Source organism: Halovulum marinum (genome assembly GCF_009697225.1).
GTDB classification, from domain to species: Bacteria; Pseudomonadota; Alphaproteobacteria; order Rhodobacterales; family Rhodobacteraceae; genus Halovulum; species Halovulum marinum.
Genome location: NZ_WIND01000017.1, coordinates 47,208 through 65,835, shown reverse-complemented (window position 1 = coordinate 65,835; position 18,628 = coordinate 47,208). Strand labels below are relative to the sequence as shown.

The window sequence follows — 18,628 nt, the reverse complement described above, 5'->3', positions numbered from 1 at the left end:
CTGCCTAGCCTGCATCCCGAGCCCGGGTCAAATGCAAAAATCGGCCCGGCGCAATTCTGGCCTACGGGAGGGCAGTGATGACCGCAACCGGCACCATCCGGCTGACCACGGCGCAAGCCATTGTGCGCTTTCTGGACAACCAGTTCATCGACACCGGCAAGGGCCGCGAGCGGATCTTCGCGGGCGGCTTCGGCATCTTCGGCCACGGCAACGTGACCTGCCTGGGCGAGGCGCTGTACGCGGCGCGCGCGACGCTGCCGCTGTACCGCGGCCAGAACGAGCAGGGGATGGGATTCGCCGCCGCCGCCTATGCCAAGGCCAAGCTGCGCCGGCGGTTCATGTTCTGCACCGCCTCGGCCGGGCCGGGCACGACGAACATGGTCACATCCGCCGCGCTGGCCCATGCCAACCGGCTGCCGGTGCTGTTCCTGTGCGGCGACACCTTCCAGACCCGGCTGCCCGACCCGGTGCTGCAACAGGTCGAGCATTTCGGCAATCCGGCGCTGGGGGTGAACGACGCGTTCCGGTCGGTCAGCCGCTACTGGGACCGGATCGGGCACCCGCAGCAGATCGTGACCAGCCTGCCGGCGGCGCTGGCGGTGATGCTGGACCCGGCAGATTGCGGGCCCGCGTTCATCGGCCTGCCGCAGGACGTGCAGGGCTGGGCGTGGAATTATCCCGAGGCGTTCTTTGCGCCGCGCGTGCACCGCGTCCGCCGCCCGGCCCCGGACCCGGCCGAGGTGGCGGATGCCGCGCGCCTGCTGGCGCAGGCCCAGCGCCCGGTGATCATCGCCGGCGGCGGCGTGCAGTATTCGGGCGCGGTCGAGGAGCTGACGCGCTTTGCCGAGGCGCATGACATCCCGGTGGTCGAGACCATCGCCGGCCGCGCGAACCTGACCGCCGAGCATCCGCTGAACATCGGCCCGATCGGCACCACCGGCTCGGACAGCGCCAACACGATTGCCGGTCAGGCCGACGTGGTGCTGGCCGTGGGCACGCGGCTGCAGGATTTCACCACCGGCTCGTGGACGGTGTTCGATGCCTCCGCCCGGCTGATCGGGCTGAACGCGGCAAGGCATGATGCGGGCAAGCACCTGTCGCTGCCGCTGGTCTGCGACGCGCGCACCGGGCTGGAGGCGCTGGGCACGGCGCTGGACGGCTATCGCGCGCCCGAGGCGTGGACCGACGGCGCGAAGAAGGAACGCGCCGCCTGGGATGCCTATGTCGCGGAAAACACCCGCGCCGGGAACGGGCCGAACAGCTATGCCCAGGCCATCGGCGCGGTGAACGCGCTGTGCCATCCGCGCGACCGCGTGGTCGCCGCCGCCGGCGGGCTGCCGGCCGAGATCGCCGCGAACTGGCGCACCCTGTCGCCGGGAACGGTGGACGTGGAATTCGGCTTTTCCTGCATGGGCTACGAGATTGCCGGCGGCTGGGGTGCACGGATCGCGCAGATGGAGGACGAGCCCGAGCAGGACACCATCGTGTTCGTCGGCGACGGCTCGTACCTGCTTCTGAACAGCGACATATACTCGGCTGTTCTGACGGGGAAAAAGCTGATCCTGCTGGTGCTGGACAACGGCGGTTTCGCGGTCATCAACAAGCTGCAGAACAACACCGGCAACACCAGTTTCAACAACCTCATCGCCGATACGCCGACGGTGACCAACCCGGTCGAGGTGGATTTCGCCGCCCATGCCCGCGCGATGGGCGCCGAGGCGGTGACGGTGGACACGCCCGCCGCGCTGGCCGAGGCGTTCACCGCCGCCAGGGCCTCGGACAGGACGCAGGTGATCGTGATGAAGGTCGACGCTTACGAGGGCTGGACCAGGCAGGGCCACGCCTGGTGGGAGGTCGGCACCCCCGAGGTCAGCGACAGCCCCGCCGTGCGTGAGGCCCACGCGCAGCAGGAAGCCGGGCGCGCCAAGCAGCGCGCCGGCGTGTAACAGGGAGAGAACAGATGCATATCGCGCCGCACAACAACCGCAACCAGCCCATCGTCGCCGAGGGCAATGAGACGACCCCGCTGGTCTATTTCAACATCGTCAAGCTGAAGAAGGGCGAGAGCTTCGACTACCGCCTGAAGGGCCACGAGACCTGCATCGTGCCCGCCACCGGCACGCTGGAGATCGAGGCCGCGGGCGAACGTTTCGGCCCGGTCGGCAAGCGCGGCGAGGATGTCTGGGACGGCGAGCCCGAGGGCGTCTATGTGCCGGTGGACGCGCCCGCCCGGTTCACCTGCGTCTCGGATACGACCGAGGTGTTCGTCGCCGGCGGCGTCCATGAGCAGACGCTGGCGCCGTTTGCGGTGCTGGAGCCCGAGATCGACCTGGTGCAGTACGGCTCGGACGACACCAAGACGCACCGCAAGATCAAGCACATTCTGGGACAGAAGCAGGCCGACAGGGTGGGCCGGCTGCTGGTCTCGGAGCTGTTCACCGTCGGTGCCGGCGGCTGGTCCGGCTTTCCCAGCCACAAGCACGACACCGACCGGCTGCCGGACGAGACGCGCCACGACGAGGCCTACAACTTCCGCTTCAGGCCGAACTACGGCTCGGGCGTACAGATGCTGCAGCGCGTGGACAACCAACCGGGCGAGGCGTTCCACATCATGGACGGCTCGACGATCCTGCTGGACAAGGGCTATCACCCCTGCTGCGCCCTGCCCGGCTACGAGATGTACTATTTCACCATCCTCGCCGGGAAGTCCCAGCGTTCGCTGGTGCAGTATTTCCAGCCGACCCACGCCGAGCAGCTGGAGACGATCCCGGGCATCAAGGACATGGTGGCGAAGTTCAGATGATCGCGACGCTGGCCGAGGTTCTGCCGACGCGGCGCGGCGCGCTGGCCGGGCTGGTGGTGCTGGGCTGGGAGGATGCGGCGGCCTTCGTGAAGGCCGCCGCGGCCGAAGGGCTGCCGGTGATCCTGCAGGCCGGGCCGGGTGCGCGGGCGCACATGCCGCTGCCGGTCTGGGGCGCGATGTTCCGGACGCTGGCCGAGGGCGCCGCGGTGCCGGTGGTGGCGCATCTGGATCATTCGCGGGACATCGGCGAGTGCCGGGCGGCGATCGAGGCCGGCTTCACCTCGGTCATGTTCGACGGCTCGCGGCTGCCGCTGGCCGAGAACATCCGCGCGACCGCCGAGGTCGTCGCGATGGCGCATGCGCAAGGCGTGTCGGTCGAGGGCGAGGTCGGTTTCGTCGGCTATGACGCGGGCGAGGCATCGGCCCGGACCACGCCCGCGGACGCGCGCGCCTTCGCCGTGGGCACCGGCGTCGATGCGATGGCGGTGTCGGTCGGCAACGTGCATCTGCAGACCAGCGCCAGGGCCGAGATCGATTTCGACGCGGTGCGGGCCATCGAGGCGGTGACGGACGTGCCCCTGGTGCTGCACGGCGGCTCGGGGATCCCGGCTGAGGTGCGGCGGCGGCTGGCGCTGGAGACTCGGGTGGCGAAGTTCAACGTCGGCACCGAACTGCGGCAGGTCTTCGGGGCATCTCTGCGCGCCGGGCTGGCGGCGCACCCGGAGCGGTTCGACCGGCTGGCGATCATGTCCGAGGTGATCGCGCCGATGCAGGACTGCGCGCGCGGGGTGATGCGGAACCTGGCCGGCTGAGGCCACGCGGGGCTGACGCCGGATGCCTCCGGCGGGGATATTTGGGGACATTGGAAGGCGGGGCGCCCGGTGAGATCCGGGCGCATTACCTTGCGGCCGGTAACATTGTTGGCGGTCGCCGGGCGCAGGAACGGGGGCTTGGCCAGGGCGGTGGGAACATGAAAATGACCACCGCCGGAGCGGTGGCCAGGGTCGGTGGGGAAACGGGTCGGGAGTTGCCTATTGGCACACGGCTGGCGGGTTCTCGGACACGCCGGCGCAGACGCGTTCCTTCGTGGCCCAGCCGATGTCGATGGTCTTTTCCAGGTTGCTGCTGTCGATCCGGGTCACCGGCAGCAGGACCGAATCCAGCTCGACGCCCTGCGGGCCGCTGTTGAAGCTGCCCTTGCCGTCGACCTCTTCGCCCCTGGCCAGCGCCAGTGCGACGGTGGCGGCGGTCTGGCCGAGCTCGTAGGCGTTCTTCCAGATGGTGAAGGTCTGCTGGCCGCGGGCGATGCGGTTCAGCGCGCCGGGCGCGCCGTCCTGGCCGGACATCGGCACGTCGAGGCCCTGCTCCTCCAGCGCCTGGGCGACGCCCGAGGCCATGCCGTCGTTCATCACCATGACCGCATCGACCTTGTTGTCGTTGGCGGTCAGGATCTGCTCGATGGTGTCCTTGGCCAGTTCGGGGCGCCAGCTGTCGATGAACTGCTCGCCGACCACGGTGATCTCGCCGGCGTCGTACTTGGCCTGCATCACCTGCTGGTAGGCGTCGAACATCTGGTGGGTGTTGGGATCGCCGTCGTCGCCCTTGAGGATGGCGTAGTTGCCCTGCGGCGCCTCGGCGAGCATGCCCTCGGCCAGTTCCTTGCCCACCGAGCGGGCGTCGAACGAGACGTAGAACGTGCCCGGCACCTCGATCAGCTGGTCGTAGGCGACCACCGGGATGCCTTCGGCCAGCGCGCGCTGCACCACCGGGCCGACCGCGTCGGCGACGCCGGACATGACGATCAGCACGTCGGCGCCGCGGGTGATCAGGTTCTCGATGTCGGCGACGGACTTCTCGGGGGAGAAGTTGGCGTCGGCCGAGATGTATTCGGCGCCGGCTTCCTCGAGCACCGACTTGATGCCGGCCTCGTCGATCTTCCAGCGCTCGTCGGCGAACTTGTACCAGCTGACGCCGACGGTGATGTCCTGCGCCGGCGCCATGCCGGCGACGAAAGATACGGCTGCGGCGCCGAGGATGGCGCCGCGGATAGGACGTGCTGTCATGTCCTTCCTCCCTGGGTTTCCTGCGTGCCTCTTGTCGGGCACGAGGACAGGTTGACACACGATGCAACCGGTTGCAAACTCTTTTCCAAGGATCGGGCGCAGAGCGCGTCCGGCAACTTCGGGAGGAAACGATGGAGAGAACCGCTGCCGAGCGGCCCGTCAGCGTTGGCGAGCGCCTGCGCCAGGTCTCGCAGAGCGTTCAGATGGACACCCGCCTGCTGGCGATGATCGGCGCCGTGGTCGCGATCTGGGCGTTCTTCGAGATCGCCTCGGGCGGCATTTTCCTGTCGCCGCGCAACCTGTGGAACCTGTCGGTGCAGACCAGCGTCACCGCGCTGCTGGCCACCGGCATGGTGCTGATCATCGTGTCGCGCAACATCGACCTGTCGATCGGCTCGCTGCTGGCGTTTCTGGGCATCCTGGGCGGGTTCGTGCAGACCGAGGTGCTGCCGCTGGAGGGCACGCACAGCTGGTGGATCTCGATCCTGGTGATGATCGGCGCCGGCGCGCTGGCCGGCGGCATGCAGGGCTGGCTGATCGCGCGCTTCGCGATCCCGGCCTTCGTCGTCACCCTGGGCGGGCTGATGTTCTGGCGCGGCGCCGGCTGGCTGTTCACCCAGGGCCGCACGGTGACGCCGCTGGACACCACCTACAGCGTGTTCGGCGGCGGCTCGATCGGCGAGAGCTGGAGCTGGGTGGTCGGTGCAACCGGTTTCGCGCTGCTGGCGCTGCTGACCGCCTGGAAGCGGCAGCGGCGCAAGGCGCTGGGCTTCCAGGTCAAGCCGGCGTCGGTCGAGCTGGCCATCGTCGCCGCGGTGGGCGCGCTGATCGCGGCGTTCGTGGCGACGATGAACGGCTACGACTTCCCGCGCACCGAGGACGGGCGCGGCATTCCGGTGCCGGTGCTGATCCTGATCGTGGTCGCCGCGGTGATGATCTATGTCGCCAACATGACCCGCTTCGGGCGCTACATCTACGGCTACGGCGGCAACCCCGAGGCGGCGCAGCTGGCCGGGGTGAACACCCGCCGCGTGGTGATCACCAGCTTCGCGCTGATCGGTGCGCTGACCGCGATCGGGGCGGTGATCTCGACCGCGCGGCTGAACGCGGCGCCGCTGTCGATCGGCAACCTGCTGGAATTGCAGGTGATCGCCGCGGCGGTGATCGGCGGCACCTCGCTGTCGGGGGGCACCGGCACGATCCTGGGGGCGCTGATCGGCGCGCTGCTGATGCAGAGCCTGCAGAACGGCATGGTGCTGCTGGGCGTGCAGTCGGCGCCGCAGCAGATGATCATGGCCGGGGTGCTGATCTTCGCGGTCTGGTTCGACGTCATCTACCAGAAACGCCGGGTGTGAGGAGCAGGACCATGAGCCAACCCCTTGTCGAGATGAACAACATCCACAAGCGCTTCGGCGGCATCCACGCGGTCGAGGACATGAGCCTGGAGCTGCATCCGGGCGAGGTCGTCGGCCTGCTGGGCCACAACGGCGCCGGCAAGTCGACCTTCATCAAGATGCTGTCGGGCGCCTACCAGGTCGATTCGGGCGAGATCCTGATCGACGGCCAGCCGGTGCAGATCCGCAACCCGATCGACGCCAAGGAGCTGGGGATCGAGACGATCTACCAGACCCTGGCGCTGGCGGACAATCTGGACACCGCCGCCAACATCTTCTTCGGGCGCGAGATCCTGACCCCGTGGGGGGCGCTGGACGAGCCGGCGATGGAGCATGCGGCGATCGGGGTGATGAAGCGGTTGAACCCGCAGTTCCGCAAGTTTCACGACCCGGTCAGCAACCTGTCGGGCGGCCAGCGCCAGTCGGTGGCGATCGCCCGCGCCTTGCAGTTCAATGCCCGGATCATCATCATGGACGAGCCCACCGCCGCGCTGGGCCCGCACGAGACGCAGATGGTCGCCGACCTGATCAAGGCGCTGAAGAAGGAAGGCATCGCCATCGTGATGATCAGCCACGACCTGCACGACGTGTTCGACCTGTCGGACCGGATCGCGGTGATGAAGAACGGCCGGCACGTCTGGACCGGCGCCACCACAGAGACCGACAAGGACCAGGTGCTGCAGATGGTGATCCTCGGCAAGCTGCCCGACGGCAGCTATGCGCCCGGCATCCTGACGAGCGAGGATGCGTAGCGGCGCCCTGCTTGCTGCGATGATCTGCGCCGCGGGAAGTGCCGCGGCGCAGCCCGCGTTCGAGGACCTTTCCGGCGCGTTGCCGCCGCATGTCTATTCCGGCGGCTGGGAGCATTACGTCGGCGGCGGCGTCGCGGTGCTGGACTGCGACGACGACGGCTGGCCGGACCTGTTCGCGGCGGGCGGCGAGGCCCCTGCCCTGCTGCTGCGGAACGCGACCGCGGCGCCCGGCGCCGCGCTGGCGTTCGAGGCGTTGGAGACCCCGCCGCTGACCGGTGTCACCGGCGTCTACCCGCTGGACATGGATGCGGACGGGGTGCTGGACCTGTTCGTGCTGCGCGCGGGCCCGAACCTTGCCCTGCGCGGCCTGGGCGGCTGCCGGTTCGAGGACGCGACCGCGGCCTGGGGGATCGACCCCGGCGATGGCTGGAGCACCGCCTTCTCGGCCACCTGGGAGCCGGGTGCCGAGCGCCCGACGCTGGCCGTCGGCAACTATGTCGACCGCGACGATCCCGAGGGGCCGTTCGGCGCCTGCGACACGCACCGGCTGCTGCGCCCCGGCCCCGGCGGCTATCGCGCGGAGCAGATCGCGCCGGGGTACTGCACGCTGTCGATGCTGTTCACCGACTGGAGCGGCGACGGGCGCGCCGACCTGTGGATCAGCAACGACCGGCACTACTATGTGCGCGACGGGCAGGAGCAGCTGTTCCGGATCACGCCGTCGCTGAAGGAATACGGTCCGCAGGACGGCTGGCAACCCTACAAGCTGTGGGGCATGGGCATCGCCAGCCGCGATCTGACCGGCGACGGGCTGCCCGAGGTGGCGGTGACCAGCATGGCGGACCAGAAGCTGTTCGAGCTGACCGGCGACGGCGGCCCGGCCTATGCCCCGGTCGCCTACGACCGCGGCACCACGGCGCACCGGCCCTATACCGGCGACGAGGGCCGGCCCTCGACCGGCTGGCACGTGCAGTTCGGCGACGTCGACAACGACGGCCGCGACGATCTGTTCATCGCCAAGGGCAATGTCGACCAGATGCCCGATGCGGCGATGCGGGATCCGGACAACCTGCTGATGCAGGGCGCGGACGGGCGCTTCGTCGAGGCGGGCGGGACATCCGGCATCGGCTCGCCGGAGCGCAGCCGGGGCGCGGCGCTGACGGATCTGAACCGCGACGGCTTGCTGGACCTGGTGGTGGTTCGCAGGCGGGCGCCGATGGGCCTGTATCGCAACCTGACCGCGGGCGCGGGCAACTGGCTGTCGGTGGCGCTGGCGCAGCCGGGTGGAAACGCCTTCGCCGTGGGCGCGCGGATCGAACTCGAGGCTGGGGGCAAGTCCCGCTGGCGCGAGGTGCAGGTCGGCGGCGGGCATGCCGGCGGCCAGGCCGGGCCGGAGCATTTCGGGCTGGGCGACGCAGGCGCCGTGCGGCTGCGGGTGCGCTGGCCCGACGGCGTGCTGTCGGACTGGGCGGAGGCGCCCGCGAACGGGCACGTCCTTGTGCGTCGGGGCGCCGGCGCCTCGATTTCCACCGAGGCGCCGGTTCCACGGCCGGCGGTCCAGCCGGTGTCTCAGTGAGACCGCTTGCGGCCCTGCTGGGTGTCGATCTCGGCGGCGAACCGGTCCTCTGACCAGCCCTCGGCCAGCGCCTGGCGCATCACGTCCTGCTGGCTCGGCGGCGCCATGCCAGACAGCGGCGAGTCGATGTCCAGGTTCGCCGGGAACGGGTAGCCCTCGGCGGTGGCGGCGATGACGTTGTCGACCTGCCGCGGGTCCAGCGCGCCGTCCGCCGCCAGTTTCGACAGGCTGGCGTAGACCGCCTTGGAGATGCGGACCCGGTCGACGATCTCGATCGAGCGGCCATAGGCCGAACCGATCTGCATCAGGTTGGCGAAACGCTGCACGTCCGCCGTCTTGTTGTCGCCCGCCGCGTGGAAGGTCGCCGGATTGAAGAACAGCAGATCGCCCTTCGCCAGCGGCATCTGCACGTGGTGCTTCTCGAAGTGGTCGCGGAACGGCTGCATCAGCACCGCCAGATAGCCCGGCAGGTAGCTTTGCGAATACGGCAGCAGCTTGGTCGGGCCCGACTCCAGCGGCATGTCGGAATGCGCCACCGCGCCCTGCAGGGTCAGGCTGGCCGACAGCGCGTGCTGTTGCGCCGGATAGGTCTTGAGGTCGGCGACGCTCTGGAAGCCCATGTGGTAGTCGCGGTGCGCGGTCTGCGCCTTGCCGCCGGGGCGCACCACGTTGACCTGCGTGGTGATCTGGTAGCCGGTGCCGAGCCAGGCCTCGCTGATCCGGCGGATCAGCTCGTTGGCGTTGTAGCGGACGAACAGTTCCGGGTTGGCGACGCACAGCTTCTCGTGCGCGTTCCAGACCCGGCTGTTGGCCCCGGCGGTGGCGAAATGGTCGCCCTTGCCGGCGTTGCCCGCCTCTTCTTCGGCGATGATCGCCGACAGCGCCTCGGTCACCGCGTCGACCAGCGCCAGGTCGGCATAGCCGCGCCGCACCGCGATGATGCCGGGGCCGGACAGGAAGGCGCGGTTGATCTCGGCCATCACCGGCAACGCGGTGTCGTCGCCGGCGAAGGCGGTGCGCAGCGCGTCGCCGTCGTAGACCGGGATGTTGTTCACGATCTCGGCGGCGAAGGGATAGTCGGCCGGGTCGGTGGTCTGGCCGACATGCGCGGCGAAGGCGTCGATGTCGCAGCTGTCCTCGGTCAGCCAGACGCTGTCTGCGGGCGGGTGGCGGTCGAGCATGTCCTCATCTCCCTTCGGGTTGTGGTTGGGCAAAGGATACGCTTGCGCCGGGCGCGCGGCAGGGGCACGATCCATCAAAAATCCATCAAGCAAATGAGCCACCGCTTTCTGATCAAGGATATCGCGCTGCAGGCGGGTCTCGGAACCGCCACCGTCGACCGGGTGCTGAACCGGCGCGGCGGCGTGCGGCGTCAGACCGTCGACCGGGTGCGCAACGCCATCGCCGAGCTGGAGGCGCAGGCCGGGCAGCTGGCGCTGACCGGGCGCAAGCTGATCGTCGACCTGGTGGTCGAGGCGCCGCAGAGCTTTCGCGAGTCGCTGGACGAGGCGCTGGCCGCCGAGCTGCCGCTGATGCAGCCGGCGGTGTTCCGGGTCCGGCGCGACATGCGCGGCCGCTTCCCGGTGCCCGAACTGGAGCAGGCGCTGCGCCGCGCCGGCCGGCTGGGCAGCCACGGGGTGATCCTGATGGCGCCCGACGCGGCGCGGGTGCGGGCGGCGGTGGACCGGCTGGACGCGGGCGGGGTGCCGGTGGTGACGCTGGCCAGCGACATGCCGGGCACGGCGCGGCGCGCCTATGTCGGGCTGGACAACGCCCGCGCCGGGCGGACCGCGGCTTGGGTGCTGCGGCGCTGGCTGGCGCCGGCGCGCGGCGCCCGCGTGCTGGTGACGATCCGCAACGACCGGTTCCGCGGCGAGGAGGCGCGCGAGGCCGGGTTCCGCGCGGCGATGGCGCAGGCTTTGCCGCGCGCGCAGCTGCACGTTCTGGTGCAGGACCCGGACGACGCCGGGTTCCACGCCCGGGTGCGGGCCCTGGCGGCGCGCGGGCTGGCGGCGGTCTATTCCATCGGCGGCGGCAATCGGCGGCTGCTGGACAGCCTGGAGGCCGGCGGGCGGCGGCGGCCGCTGATGATCGGCCACGACCTCGACGCCGAGAACCGGCAGCTGCTGCGCGAAGAGCGGCTGGACATGGTGCTGTACCACGACTTCGCCGGCGATATCCGCAACGCCTGCCGGGTTATCATGGCGGCGCACAGCCGCGGCGCGATGCCGGCGCCGCAGGGCGGCGCGGCGCTGCGCATGGCGATCCCGCCGATGGTGGACTAGGCCGCCGGCGTCATCCGGTTCGCGGCCAGGAAGGCGTCGAGCTCGGCGGTGGTCGGCATCGCCGGCGCGCAGCCGACGCCGCGCACGACGATCGCCGCCGAGGCCGCGCCGCGGGCGACGGACTGCTCCAGCGTGCGGCCGGCGGCGAGCCCCGCCAGCAGCCCGGCCATGAAGCTGTCGCCGGCCCCCATCGGCTTGATCGCCTGCACCGGGAAGATCCCCGAGGCGAACTGCCGCTCGCCGTCGTAGGTGACCGAGCCGCGCGCCCCCAGCTTGTAGATCGCCACCCGCCCCTCGGCGGCCAGGCTCCGCGCCAGCCCCTGCCCGCCGGTGCCGCCGGCGACCACGTCGAATTCCTCGTCGTTGCCGATGACCATGTCCGCGGCCTGCGCGGCCTGCACGTAGACCTGCGCCGCCTCGCCGGCCGAGGGCCAGGAATAGGGCCGGTAGTCGATGTCCAGCACCACCGGCAGCCCGGCGGCGCGGGCCAGCGCCATCGCGTGCAGCGTCGCCTCGCGCGAGGGCTGCGCCGCCAGCGCCGTGCCGGTCAGCACCAGCGCGCCGAACCCGGCGCAGTCCACCGCCTCGACATCGTCGCGGGTCATATGGAAATCGGCGGCGTCGTTGCGGTAGATCACCGTCTGCGTGTCCTCGAGCCGGGTCTCGGTCACCGCCAGCGAGGTGCGCATCTCGCCCGCGACCACGCGCAGATGCGCGGTGTCGACGCCATAGCCCTGCAGTTGACCGCGCACGAAACGCCCCACCGCGTCGTCCGACACCGAGCTCAGGATCGCCGCGCCGACGCCCTGCCGCGCCAGCCCCGCGGCGATGTTGCCGGACGAGCCGCCGAGGCAGGCGAAGAACCGATCGGCGGCGTCCGCCCGCGCCCCCGGCGGATCGGCGTAGAAATCCATGCCCGCGCGCCCCAGCACCAGCACCGGCCGGCCCCGCAGCCGTTCGAACCTGACCATGCGCCGTCTCCCCTCGTCCGTTTTTGCAACCGGTTTCAAAAACCGTCATACGGGATGGCGGCCCCGGTGCGCAAGCCTTCCGCGGCCCGGCACGCGGACAACGGTCGAACGTGGTCGAGGCAAAGCGTCGAGGCCGGTCCGGTTGCTGTTGCCGGATCAAGAGGCAGCAGAAGAACGGGAACAAGGACGCGTGGAAGATTACCGATCCGAGGTTGAGGCGATTCACGAGGCGCTGGCCAAAACCCCGCGCAAGCCAGACTGCCACGCGCAGGTTTTGATCCGTGGTGCAGTGGATGTGTGAACCCGGGTCGAAAACCTGGGGCGCGACACGCGAAATGTACAATAATGTCAATGGCACCCGATGCCGGAGTGCCATAGGCGCGAATTTCCCAATGATTTCATAGCCGAACATGACACCCGACCTTGGAAGTTCGGCCCATGTAATGCAAAGGCTTGGAACGCGATTTGACACCTCCAAATCGCGGCTGACGCCATCAGGGTGTCCTCATTGAGGCCATCCGCGAAGCGCATCGAGCCCGGTTCCGGATGAGCCGCGCCGGAGGAGGAGCCGCAGTTTGCGGGACTGGTGGTCACGGCTTCTGGCTCTTCCGAATCCAAGGTGGAGCTCACTGGTCCAGAAATCAGGGGCCCGGTGACAATGCGCCTGGAGAGCGGCGCGTCGGCGGAACGGATCGCGGCGGTTGCGGTGCCTCGGCAGAACGACACCAGCTGGATGCGAGAACGTCCGCCTTTCGGTCGCTCGGCTACTTATAAGACACTTGTATTTGACATCTTAACTGATACATAAATCCCTATGATCGATGCCAAGCAGGCCTACACCCTTGCCGCGCTGAGCGCCCTTTCGGGCGTGCCGCAGCGTACCGTGCGCTATTACATCCAGCAGGGACTTGTGGACCGGCCCGAGGGCGAGAAGCGCGGCGCATACTACACGTCCGCACATCTCGAGCGTCTGCTAGAGATCCGGAAATGGCAGCGGGCGGGGCTCAGCCTCGACCGGATCCGCGATTTGGTCGGCGAAGCCGAGGCCGACGACGTGCCCCCGCCGAAGCGGCGCCGGCCCGGGGACGTAACTCTGCGCAGCTACATTCTCGTCGCTCCCGGCGTCGAGATCGCGATTGAGCCGGCGGCGGCCGGACTGACCCCGGACGACATTCGCACCCTCGCGCGAGACGCTGCGGAACTGGTGCGCAGATTTCAAGACAGGCGATCGCAGGAGAGTGCCGATGAGACGAACGATGATGGCGGCAGCGGCAACGAGGGCTGACGTGTCCCGGTCACCGCTCGAGCGGGTTCGGATCGAACTGACCGTGGACGGGATGTTCGCCGAGGTGGCGGTCGAGCAACTCTACCGGAACGCGGCGCAGTCGGACATCGAGGCGGTCTACAGCTTCCCGGTGCCGAGCGAAGCCACCCTGCTTTCCTTCGACGCAGACATTTCCGGAACCCGCCATGTCGGCCAGGTGGTTCCTGCCGCGCAGGCGGACGAGCAGTACGAGGACAGCATCGCCGGCGGCGATACCGCCGTCCTGCTGGAACAGGTCGAGCCGGGCCTCTTCACCGCCAGCATCGGCAACCTGCGTGCCGGCGAGACGGCGATCCTACGCTATCGGTACGGGATGCTTCTGCGCTGGAACGGGAACCGGGTGCGGCTGGCCCTGCCGACCACGATCGCGCCGCGCTACGGTCGCGCGCGGCGCCTTCAGCCGTACCAGTTCCCGGAACATTCGCTTGCGGTGGAGAACCGGCTCGAACTGAAGGCGCGGATCAGCGGACTGCTGGCGCAGGCCCGGCTGGCGTCCCCGACGCATGACATGCGGCAGACGCGAGATGGCGCGGGTCTCCACCTGGCCCTTGAAAGCGCGACGGTCATGGACCGCGACGTGGTGATCGAGGCGCGGCTTGGCGTCACCGATCCGCACGGCGCGCTTGTCGGGCGGGACGGCGATCGATGGGTTGCTCTGGCGAGCTTCCGGCCAACCCTGCCCGAAGATCCTTCATCCCGAGCCGCATCGGCCGCGCGAACCGTGCAGATCGTGGTGGATTGCTCGGGGTCGATGATGGGCGACTCGATCGCCCAGGCAAGAATCGGGCTCAAGCGCATCATCGAGGCGCTGCCCGACGGCGCTCGGTTCAACATCATCGCCTTCGGCAGCGACTGGCGCACGCTCTATCCGCAGCCGGTCCAGGTCACCGCGCGAACCCGACGCGATGCGCATGCCTTCGCTCGCGGTCTCGACGCGGACATGGGCGGGACCGAGATGGAGAAGGCTCTGGATGCGGCCATCCGGGCAGAAACCGGCGCGGGTTCGCGCGATATCCTGCTGATCACCGACGGCGAGATCTGGGATGCCGGCGATATCGCCCGCCGGGCCCAGGCCGCGGGAAATCGGATCTTCAGCGTCGGCGTCGGCAGCGCCGTGGCCGAGGCCAAGGTGCGCCAGCTTGCCGAGATGACGGGGGGCGCCTGCGAGCTTGTCACTCCGAACGAGGACATGGGCGAGCGGATCTACCGCCATTTCCAACGCATCCTGGCCCCGAGCGCCCGCGATGTGCAGGTAGCCTGGCCCGCCCGACCTGCCCGGGAGTGGCCGGTGAAGATCGAACGCCTCCATGACGGCGACACCATCCACGCCTTTGCGTGGTTCGACACATGCCCGGAGGGCAGCGTCACGCTGGAGTATTCCGCAGGCGCGGGGACACCGCTTCGGGCTGAGGTTGCAATTCCGCCTGCAAAGGACAATGCGAGCGTATCCAGCCAATCTCCCCTGGCCCGGATTGCCGCGGCAGCCCGGATTGCAGCCGCCCCTGATGACGCCAGCGAGTTGGCCATGACCTACCAACTGCCGAGCCGCTGGACGAAATACCTCGTGCTTCACGAGCGCGCAGCGAACGACAAGGCGGTTGGCCTGCCGGTGACCGTGAAGGTCCCGCAGACGCTGGCGGCCGGCTGGCACGGGACCGGCTCTGTCAGGGCCTTCCGGCGGATGCAATCCGCCCCGCCGGCGTCGTCTATCGCATTCAGCGAAGCGCCGCCCGCATTTAGCCTTCGGCATCGCATTCCCTCGGAGCCCAGCCCGGATATGCGGGAACTGCGCATCTTCATCGCCGGGCTCTCCGCGTGGAAGGGCCGGACGCTGCCAATGCTTCAGCAGCTACGCGACTGGGGACTGTCCGACGCGATCGCCGACGCCCTGCTGGCGCAGGTCGCGCGCGGCGAGCCGGAAGAGGCGGTGGTCCTGAGCTTCCTGGTCGTCCTGATCGACCTGCGCCGGCAGGACCTGCCCCGCCGATTGCGCTACACGGTCCGGTGGTGGCAGGTGCGGCGGCCCGGTCTGGTGGAAAGATGCCTGGTTCCGGTCGGAGTGAGCCAAGCCATGGCCTGAACGCGCAGGTAGGCCGGCCGGCGGAGCGCACGTTCATCAAAGAAGGTCGGCACGCGTCCCCGCGTGCCGCGGCGCACTTCGGTCCCCCAACTCAGGCGCACCTTAGGACATCCTCAGCGAAGCTGACCGATCAGCTCGGGAGTCAACTATCGCCAGGGTCGGCCCGTGGACCCTCTGCGCCGCGCCGTTGCCGCAACGACAGTAACCGGTCGGGACACCTGCATCGTCGGCACCCACGGCAAGCCCTTCAACAGCCCCGAGAGCATGCGCGTCCGCTTCCGCAAATGGTGCGACAAGGCCGGGCTCGTGGGGCGCTCATCGCATGGCGTTCGGAAGGCCCTGGCGGAACTCCTGTCCGAGAGCGGCATGAGTTCGCGGCAGATCATGTCGGTGCTCTCGCACACCAAGGCGGCCACCTCCGAGATCTACACCGAGAAGGCCGAGCGCCGCCTGATGGCGGAACAGCGATGAACGCCGTCGAGGGCTTCGATTGGTAACAAGGTGTCCACCCCTTCCCGAGGGGTGGACACAAATGCCGATTTTCCCAATGATCTCAATGACTAAATAAAGCTTTGGTACCCGAGGCCGGACTCGAACCGGCAAGCCTGTTACAGCGGGGGATTTTGAATCCCCTGTGTCTACCAATTCCACCACTCGGGCACGCGGTTGGAGCGTCAGGCTATCGCCTATCGCTTCGGATCGCACAAGAAAAAATCTCCGGATCCGGGGCGAAGTCGGGGCGCAGGACACGATGGCGGCGCGGCCGGGCGCGAACGGACGTTGACGGGGCGCGCGCTTCGTGGTCAACGGCTGGGGTTGCAATGCGGGGCGGCGGGATGCTCAGACGGCTCTACGACTGGACGCTGGAACTGGCGGACACGCGGCACGCGCTGTGGGCGCTGGCGGTGGTGGCGTTCGTGGAATCCTCGGTGTTTCCGGTGCCGCCGCACCTGATGGTGGTGCCGATGGTGCTCGCCGCGCCGCAGCGGGCGTGGCTGATCGCGCTGGTGTGCACCGCGGCGTCGGTGGCGGGGGGCATGCTGGGCTACTGGATCGGGGCGGAGCTGTTCGACAGCCTGGGCCGGCCGGTGCTGGAGTTCTACGGCAAGGCCGAAAAGTTCGAGATCTTCCGCGCGCAGTTCAACGAGTACGGCGCCTGGGCGGTGCTGTTCGCCGGGATCACGCCGTTCCCCTACAAGGTGATCACCATCACCTCGGGGGCGACGGGGCTGGATTTCGGCGTGTTCATGCTCGCCTCGGTGCTGGCGCGGGGATTCGTGTTCTTCCTGCTGGCAGCGATCCTGTGGAAATTCGGCCCGCCGGTGCGGGCGTTCATCGAGAAACGCTTCGCGCTGGTGACCACGGCGGCGTTCGCGGCGCTGCTGGGCGGGTTCGCACTGGTGAGGTTTCTATGAGCAGACGGTTTCTGACGACGCTTGCCGGGCTGGGCTCGGCCGGGCTGCTGCTGGCGGCGCTGGGGTTCCAGTACCTCGGGGCGCTGGCGCCCTGCCCGCTTTGCATCACGCAACGCTGGCCGCACCTGGCGGCGGTGCTGATCGCGGTGGTCGCTTTCATCGTGCCGGCACGGGTGCTGGCGCTGGCGGGGGCGGCGGCGGCGGCGGTGACGAGCGGCGTTGGGGCCTATCATTTCGGCGTGGAGCGGCGCTGGTGGGAGGGGCCGGACACCTGCGTCGCGGGAGAGATCGGCGGCAAGAGCCCGGCAGAGCTGCTGGACCAGATCCTGGCGGCGCCGGTGGTCCGCTGCGACGAGATCGCCTGGGAATTCCTGGGCGTCTCGATGGCCGGGTGGAACGCGCTCGCCTCGGCCGGCCTGGTGCTGATCTGGCTAGCGGCGGCGACGCGGCGGACAGGGGTCCGAGCGGCATCGTGAGGGCATGAGAACGAGGGATTTCACAGTGAAATCCCCATTAAGTGCATGATTTTGATCATGAAACGAGTCTGAATATTTCGTGAAGACGAAAACGGCTCAGTCGCCCTCGTACCGTAATACCCCTCGAAGCAGGTGAAGTCCGGATTCCTGGGGACCGCTAGATGTGGTTTCTCATCAGATTATTCACCGCGGAGAGCGGTGAGAGGCCGTTTAGGGCGGAGTGTGAAATGGCCGCCCGGCCGAGCTGGCGCCCCTCATTGCAGATCGCTTTCCAGCGGCAATCCTGCCTCGCGCCAGATCTTCTTGCCGCCGACATAGTGATGGACGTCCGAATAACCCAGCTTCGCCAGCCGCCGCGCCGACAGCCCGGCGCGTTTGCATTGCGCGCTGGCGCAATACACGACGATAGTTGCATTGCGGCCGGGAAACCGTTGCGGTGCGCGGGTCGCCACGTCATCCGACATCAGGTGGACAGCGCCGGGCAGATGTCCGTCCGCATAGGCGGCGGCGGGAAGCGTGTCGACCAGAATGAAATCCCGGCCCTCTTCCTGCCAGCCGCGAAGCGTTGCGGTGTCGATTTCGTGGATCACTGGCCTGCCCCCGGCAGGAACCGCTCGAATCCCCATAGCAGGATGCCGAATGCCAGATGCGGGACCAGTGATGCGGGGATGAGCTGCGGGCTGACGGAAAGCCCGGCAAACCCCCAGCCGACGAGCGGGAAAAACACCACCAGAAGGATGATCCAGAGGACGCCGGCAAGATAGATCGCGGTCTTCAGATCGCGCCGCGGAAAGAACCCGACAAACACCATCGACCAGAAGGTCACATAGGCGGTGTGAAACAACAATCCGACCGGAAGCGGAAGCGATCGACCGAGAATCGTTTCCGCGAAGGCCAGCGACGGCGGTTTGGGAAAGGGCGACATGCCGGCGGCTATCGCGGCCAGCATGATCGCGGCGGTCAGGATCGAGACCGCGATGCCGATGCCGAAGGCCCGCAGCCAGAAACCCGTGTCGCGTTTGATGTCAGTCATTCGCGTCTCCTGTAGCGGGTAAGGCGGGAAAGGCGAGGCCGGCCGGTTGTCGATCTTCGGTCGGACAATCCGGGCCGCATTTCTCCGCCGACTCGGCGCAGCACGCGCCGGTGATCTGCCGGGACAGATCGAGAAGATTGGGAAAGACCGCCCGGTAGATGATGAACTGGCCCTGCCGCTGCGACGTGACCAGATCGGCGCGCGAGAGCTTCTGCAAATGAAAGGTCAGCGCATTGGCGGCAATACCCAGAGGCGCGCCGAGCCTGCCCGCCGGAAGACCGTTCGGCCCGGCCCGGACCAGCATCCGCACGATGGCAAGGCGTGCCGGATGCGCGAGGGCGCCCAGGCGTTCGGCGATGGCAGCGTCTGACATGTGATCCCAGTCTGTCAGGTGATCTGAATATCTCAACGACTCATGTATTATTGTATCTGACCCTTTGCTCGACCGTCAATGGG

The 18,628-nt window shown here is 68.6% G+C and carries 18 protein-coding genes and 1 tRNA gene; 12 read left to right on the top strand and 7 right to left on the bottom strand.

Annotation, left to right across the window (positions count from 1 at the left end; translation table 11 throughout):
* Positions 1-77 precede the first annotated feature (77 nt).
* The 3 genes from iolD to GE300_RS17020 are packed head-to-tail and all read left to right on the top strand — an operon-like array spanning position 78 to position 3,615.
* Positions 78-1,946, top strand: a complete 1,869-nt coding sequence (gene iolD, locus GE300_RS17030) for a 3D-(3,5/4)-trihydroxycyclohexane-1,2-dione acylhydrolase (decyclizing) (RefSeq protein WP_154448259.1) — start codon at positions 78-80, stop codon at positions 1,944-1,946.
* Positions 1,947-1,960: 14 nt separating this feature from the next.
* Entirely contained in the window at positions 1,961-2,803 is an 843-nt protein-coding gene (locus tag GE300_RS17025; RefSeq protein ID WP_154448257.1) for a 5-deoxy-glucuronate isomerase, read from the top strand.
* Positions 2,800-3,615: a class II fructose-bisphosphate aldolase gene (locus tag GE300_RS17020; RefSeq protein WP_154448255.1), complete on the top strand. Its 816-nt coding sequence runs from the start codon at positions 2,800-2,802 to the stop codon at positions 3,613-3,615. The genes GE300_RS17025 and GE300_RS17020 overlap by 4 nt, the downstream gene beginning before the upstream one ends.
* Before the next feature lie 219 nt (positions 3,616-3,834).
* On the opposite strand, the gene GE300_RS17015 is transcribed toward GE300_RS17020, so the two are convergent.
* Entirely contained in the window at positions 3,835-4,866 is a 1,032-nt protein-coding gene (locus tag GE300_RS17015; protein WP_233417126.1) for a substrate-binding domain-containing protein, read from the bottom strand.
* A 131-nt stretch (positions 4,867-4,997) separates the two neighbouring features.
* Here GE300_RS17015 and GE300_RS17010 point away from each other — a divergent pair, with 131 nt between their 5' ends.
* From GE300_RS17010 to GE300_RS17000, 3 genes are read left to right on the top strand one after another with little or no spacing between them, the layout of a single operon-like run.
* On the top strand, positions 4,998-6,221 hold the full coding sequence (locus GE300_RS17010; RefSeq protein WP_154448253.1) for a sugar ABC transporter permease: 1,224 nt from the start codon (positions 4,998-5,000) through the stop codon (positions 6,219-6,221).
* Between the two features lie 11 nt (positions 6,222-6,232).
* On the top strand, positions 6,233-7,012 hold the full coding sequence (locus GE300_RS17005; protein ID WP_154448251.1) for an ATP-binding cassette domain-containing protein: 780 nt from the start codon (positions 6,233-6,235) through the stop codon (positions 7,010-7,012).
* Positions 7,005-8,588, top strand: coding sequence for a CRTAC1 family protein (locus GE300_RS17000; RefSeq protein ID WP_154448249.1), 1,584 nt, complete (start codon positions 7,005-7,007; stop codon positions 8,586-8,588). Before GE300_RS17005 ends, GE300_RS17000 begins: the two co-directional genes overlap by 8 nt.
* Here the strand turns inward: GE300_RS17000 and GE300_RS16995 are convergent.
* Entirely contained in the window at positions 8,582-9,769 is a 1,188-nt protein-coding gene (locus GE300_RS16995) for a phytanoyl-CoA dioxygenase family protein (RefSeq protein ID WP_154448247.1), read from the bottom strand. The two genes, GE300_RS17000 and GE300_RS16995, sit on opposite strands and share 7 nt — an antisense overlap.
* A 93-nt stretch (positions 9,770-9,862) precedes the next feature.
* Here GE300_RS16995 and GE300_RS16990 point away from each other — a divergent pair, with 93 nt between their 5' ends.
* On the top strand, positions 9,863-10,873 hold the full coding sequence (locus GE300_RS16990) for a LacI family DNA-binding transcriptional regulator (RefSeq protein WP_233417125.1): 1,011 nt from the start codon (positions 9,863-9,865) through the stop codon (positions 10,871-10,873).
* Here the strand turns inward: GE300_RS16990 and iolC are convergent.
* Positions 10,870-11,844 (bottom strand): 5-dehydro-2-deoxygluconokinase, encoded by a 975-nt coding sequence (gene iolC, locus GE300_RS16985; RefSeq protein ID WP_154448243.1) that lies wholly within the window; start codon positions 11,842-11,844, stop codon positions 10,870-10,872. The two genes, GE300_RS16990 and iolC, sit on opposite strands and share 4 nt — an antisense overlap.
* A gap of 814 nt (positions 11,845-12,658) precedes the next feature.
* Between iolC and GE300_RS16980 the strand changes: the two genes are divergently transcribed.
* The 3 genes from GE300_RS16980 to GE300_RS16970 all read left to right on the top strand — a co-directional run bounded on the left by GE300_RS16980 (position 12,659) and on the right by GE300_RS16970 (position 15,719).
* A complete protein-coding gene (locus GE300_RS16980) occupies positions 12,659-13,129 on the top strand; it encodes a helix-turn-helix domain-containing protein (protein WP_154448241.1) in 471 nt (156 codons plus the stop codon).
* Positions 13,089-15,248, top strand: a complete 2,160-nt coding sequence (locus GE300_RS16975) for a VIT domain-containing protein (protein WP_154448239.1) — start codon at positions 13,089-13,091, stop codon at positions 15,246-15,248. The genes GE300_RS16980 and GE300_RS16975 overlap by 41 nt, the downstream gene beginning before the upstream one ends.
* 165 nt (positions 15,249-15,413) lie before the next feature.
* Entirely contained in the window at positions 15,414-15,719 is a 306-nt protein-coding gene (locus GE300_RS16970; protein ID WP_154448237.1) for a tyrosine-type recombinase/integrase, read from the top strand.
* 102 nt (positions 15,720-15,821) lie between these two features.
* Here GE300_RS16970 and GE300_RS16965 read toward each other — a convergent pair.
* Positions 15,822-15,908 (bottom strand) — tRNA-Leu (locus tag GE300_RS16965).
* A gap of 176 nt (positions 15,909-16,084) precedes the next feature.
* On the opposite strand from GE300_RS16965, the gene GE300_RS16960 reads away from it, so the two are divergent.
* Together GE300_RS16960 and GE300_RS16955 are read left to right on the top strand one after the other, a co-directional pair.
* On the top strand, positions 16,085-16,663 hold the full coding sequence (locus GE300_RS16960; protein ID WP_154448235.1) for a YqaA family protein: 579 nt from the start codon (positions 16,085-16,087) through the stop codon (positions 16,661-16,663).
* On the top strand, positions 16,660-17,139 hold the full coding sequence (locus GE300_RS16955) for a disulfide bond formation protein B (protein ID WP_154448233.1): 480 nt from the start codon (positions 16,660-16,662) through the stop codon (positions 17,137-17,139). Before GE300_RS16960 ends, GE300_RS16955 begins: the two co-directional genes overlap by 4 nt.
* Positions 17,140-17,393: 254 nt before the next feature.
* Here GE300_RS16955 and GE300_RS16950 read toward each other — a convergent pair whose 3' ends face one another.
* The 3 genes from GE300_RS16950 to GE300_RS16940 are packed head-to-tail and all read right to left on the bottom strand — an operon-like array spanning position 17,394 to position 18,545.
* Positions 17,394-17,729 (bottom strand): rhodanese-like domain-containing protein, encoded by a 336-nt coding sequence (locus GE300_RS16950; RefSeq protein ID WP_325063292.1) that lies wholly within the window; start codon positions 17,727-17,729, stop codon positions 17,394-17,396.
* Complete coding sequence (locus GE300_RS16945; RefSeq protein ID WP_154448229.1) at positions 17,726-18,172, bottom strand: hypothetical protein; 447 nt, start codon at positions 18,170-18,172, stop codon at positions 17,726-17,728. The genes GE300_RS16950 and GE300_RS16945 overlap by 4 nt, the downstream gene beginning before the upstream one ends.
* Complete coding sequence (locus tag GE300_RS16940; RefSeq protein WP_154448227.1) at positions 18,165-18,545, bottom strand: ArsR/SmtB family transcription factor; 381 nt, start codon at positions 18,543-18,545, stop codon at positions 18,165-18,167. The genes GE300_RS16945 and GE300_RS16940 overlap by 8 nt, the downstream gene beginning before the upstream one ends.
* Positions 18,546-18,628: the final 83 nt, after the last annotated feature.

Coding starts and splice junctions, on each gene's coding strand:
- iolD (WP_154448259.1), top strand. CDS start 78: ATGACCGCAACCGGCACCATCCGGCTGACCACGGCGCAAGCCATTGTG.
- GE300_RS17025 (WP_154448257.1), top strand. CDS start 1,961: ATGCATATCGCGCCGCACAACAACCGCAACCAGCCCATCGTCGCCGAG.
- GE300_RS17020 (WP_154448255.1), top strand. CDS start 2,800: ATGATCGCGACGCTGGCCGAGGTTCTGCCGACGCGGCGCGGCGCGCTG.
- GE300_RS17015 (WP_233417126.1), bottom strand. CDS start 4,866: ATGACAGCACGTCCTATCCGCGGCGCCATCCTCGGCGCCGCAGCCGTA.
- GE300_RS17010 (WP_154448253.1), top strand. CDS start 4,998: ATGGAGAGAACCGCTGCCGAGCGGCCCGTCAGCGTTGGCGAGCGCCTG.
- GE300_RS17005 (WP_154448251.1), top strand. CDS start 6,233: ATGAGCCAACCCCTTGTCGAGATGAACAACATCCACAAGCGCTTCGGC.
- GE300_RS17000 (WP_154448249.1), top strand. CDS start 7,005: ATGCGTAGCGGCGCCCTGCTTGCTGCGATGATCTGCGCCGCGGGAAGT.
- GE300_RS16995 (WP_154448247.1), bottom strand. CDS start 9,769: ATGCTCGACCGCCACCCGCCCGCAGACAGCGTCTGGCTGACCGAGGAC.
- GE300_RS16990 (WP_233417125.1), top strand. CDS start 9,863: ATGAGCCACCGCTTTCTGATCAAGGATATCGCGCTGCAGGCGGGTCTC.
- iolC (WP_154448243.1), bottom strand. CDS start 11,844: ATGGTCAGGTTCGAACGGCTGCGGGGCCGGCCGGTGCTGGTGCTGGGG.
- GE300_RS16980 (WP_154448241.1), top strand. CDS start 12,659: ATGATCGATGCCAAGCAGGCCTACACCCTTGCCGCGCTGAGCGCCCTT.
- GE300_RS16975 (WP_154448239.1), top strand. CDS start 13,089: ATGAGACGAACGATGATGGCGGCAGCGGCAACGAGGGCTGACGTGTCC.
- GE300_RS16960 (WP_154448235.1), top strand. CDS start 16,085: ATGCTCAGACGGCTCTACGACTGGACGCTGGAACTGGCGGACACGCGG.
- GE300_RS16955 (WP_154448233.1), top strand. CDS start 16,660: ATGAGCAGACGGTTTCTGACGACGCTTGCCGGGCTGGGCTCGGCCGGG.
- GE300_RS16945 (WP_154448229.1), bottom strand. CDS start 18,172: ATGACTGACATCAAACGCGACACGGGTTTCTGGCTGCGGGCCTTCGGC.
- GE300_RS16940 (WP_154448227.1), bottom strand. CDS start 18,545: ATGTCAGACGCTGCCATCGCCGAACGCCTGGGCGCCCTCGCGCATCCG.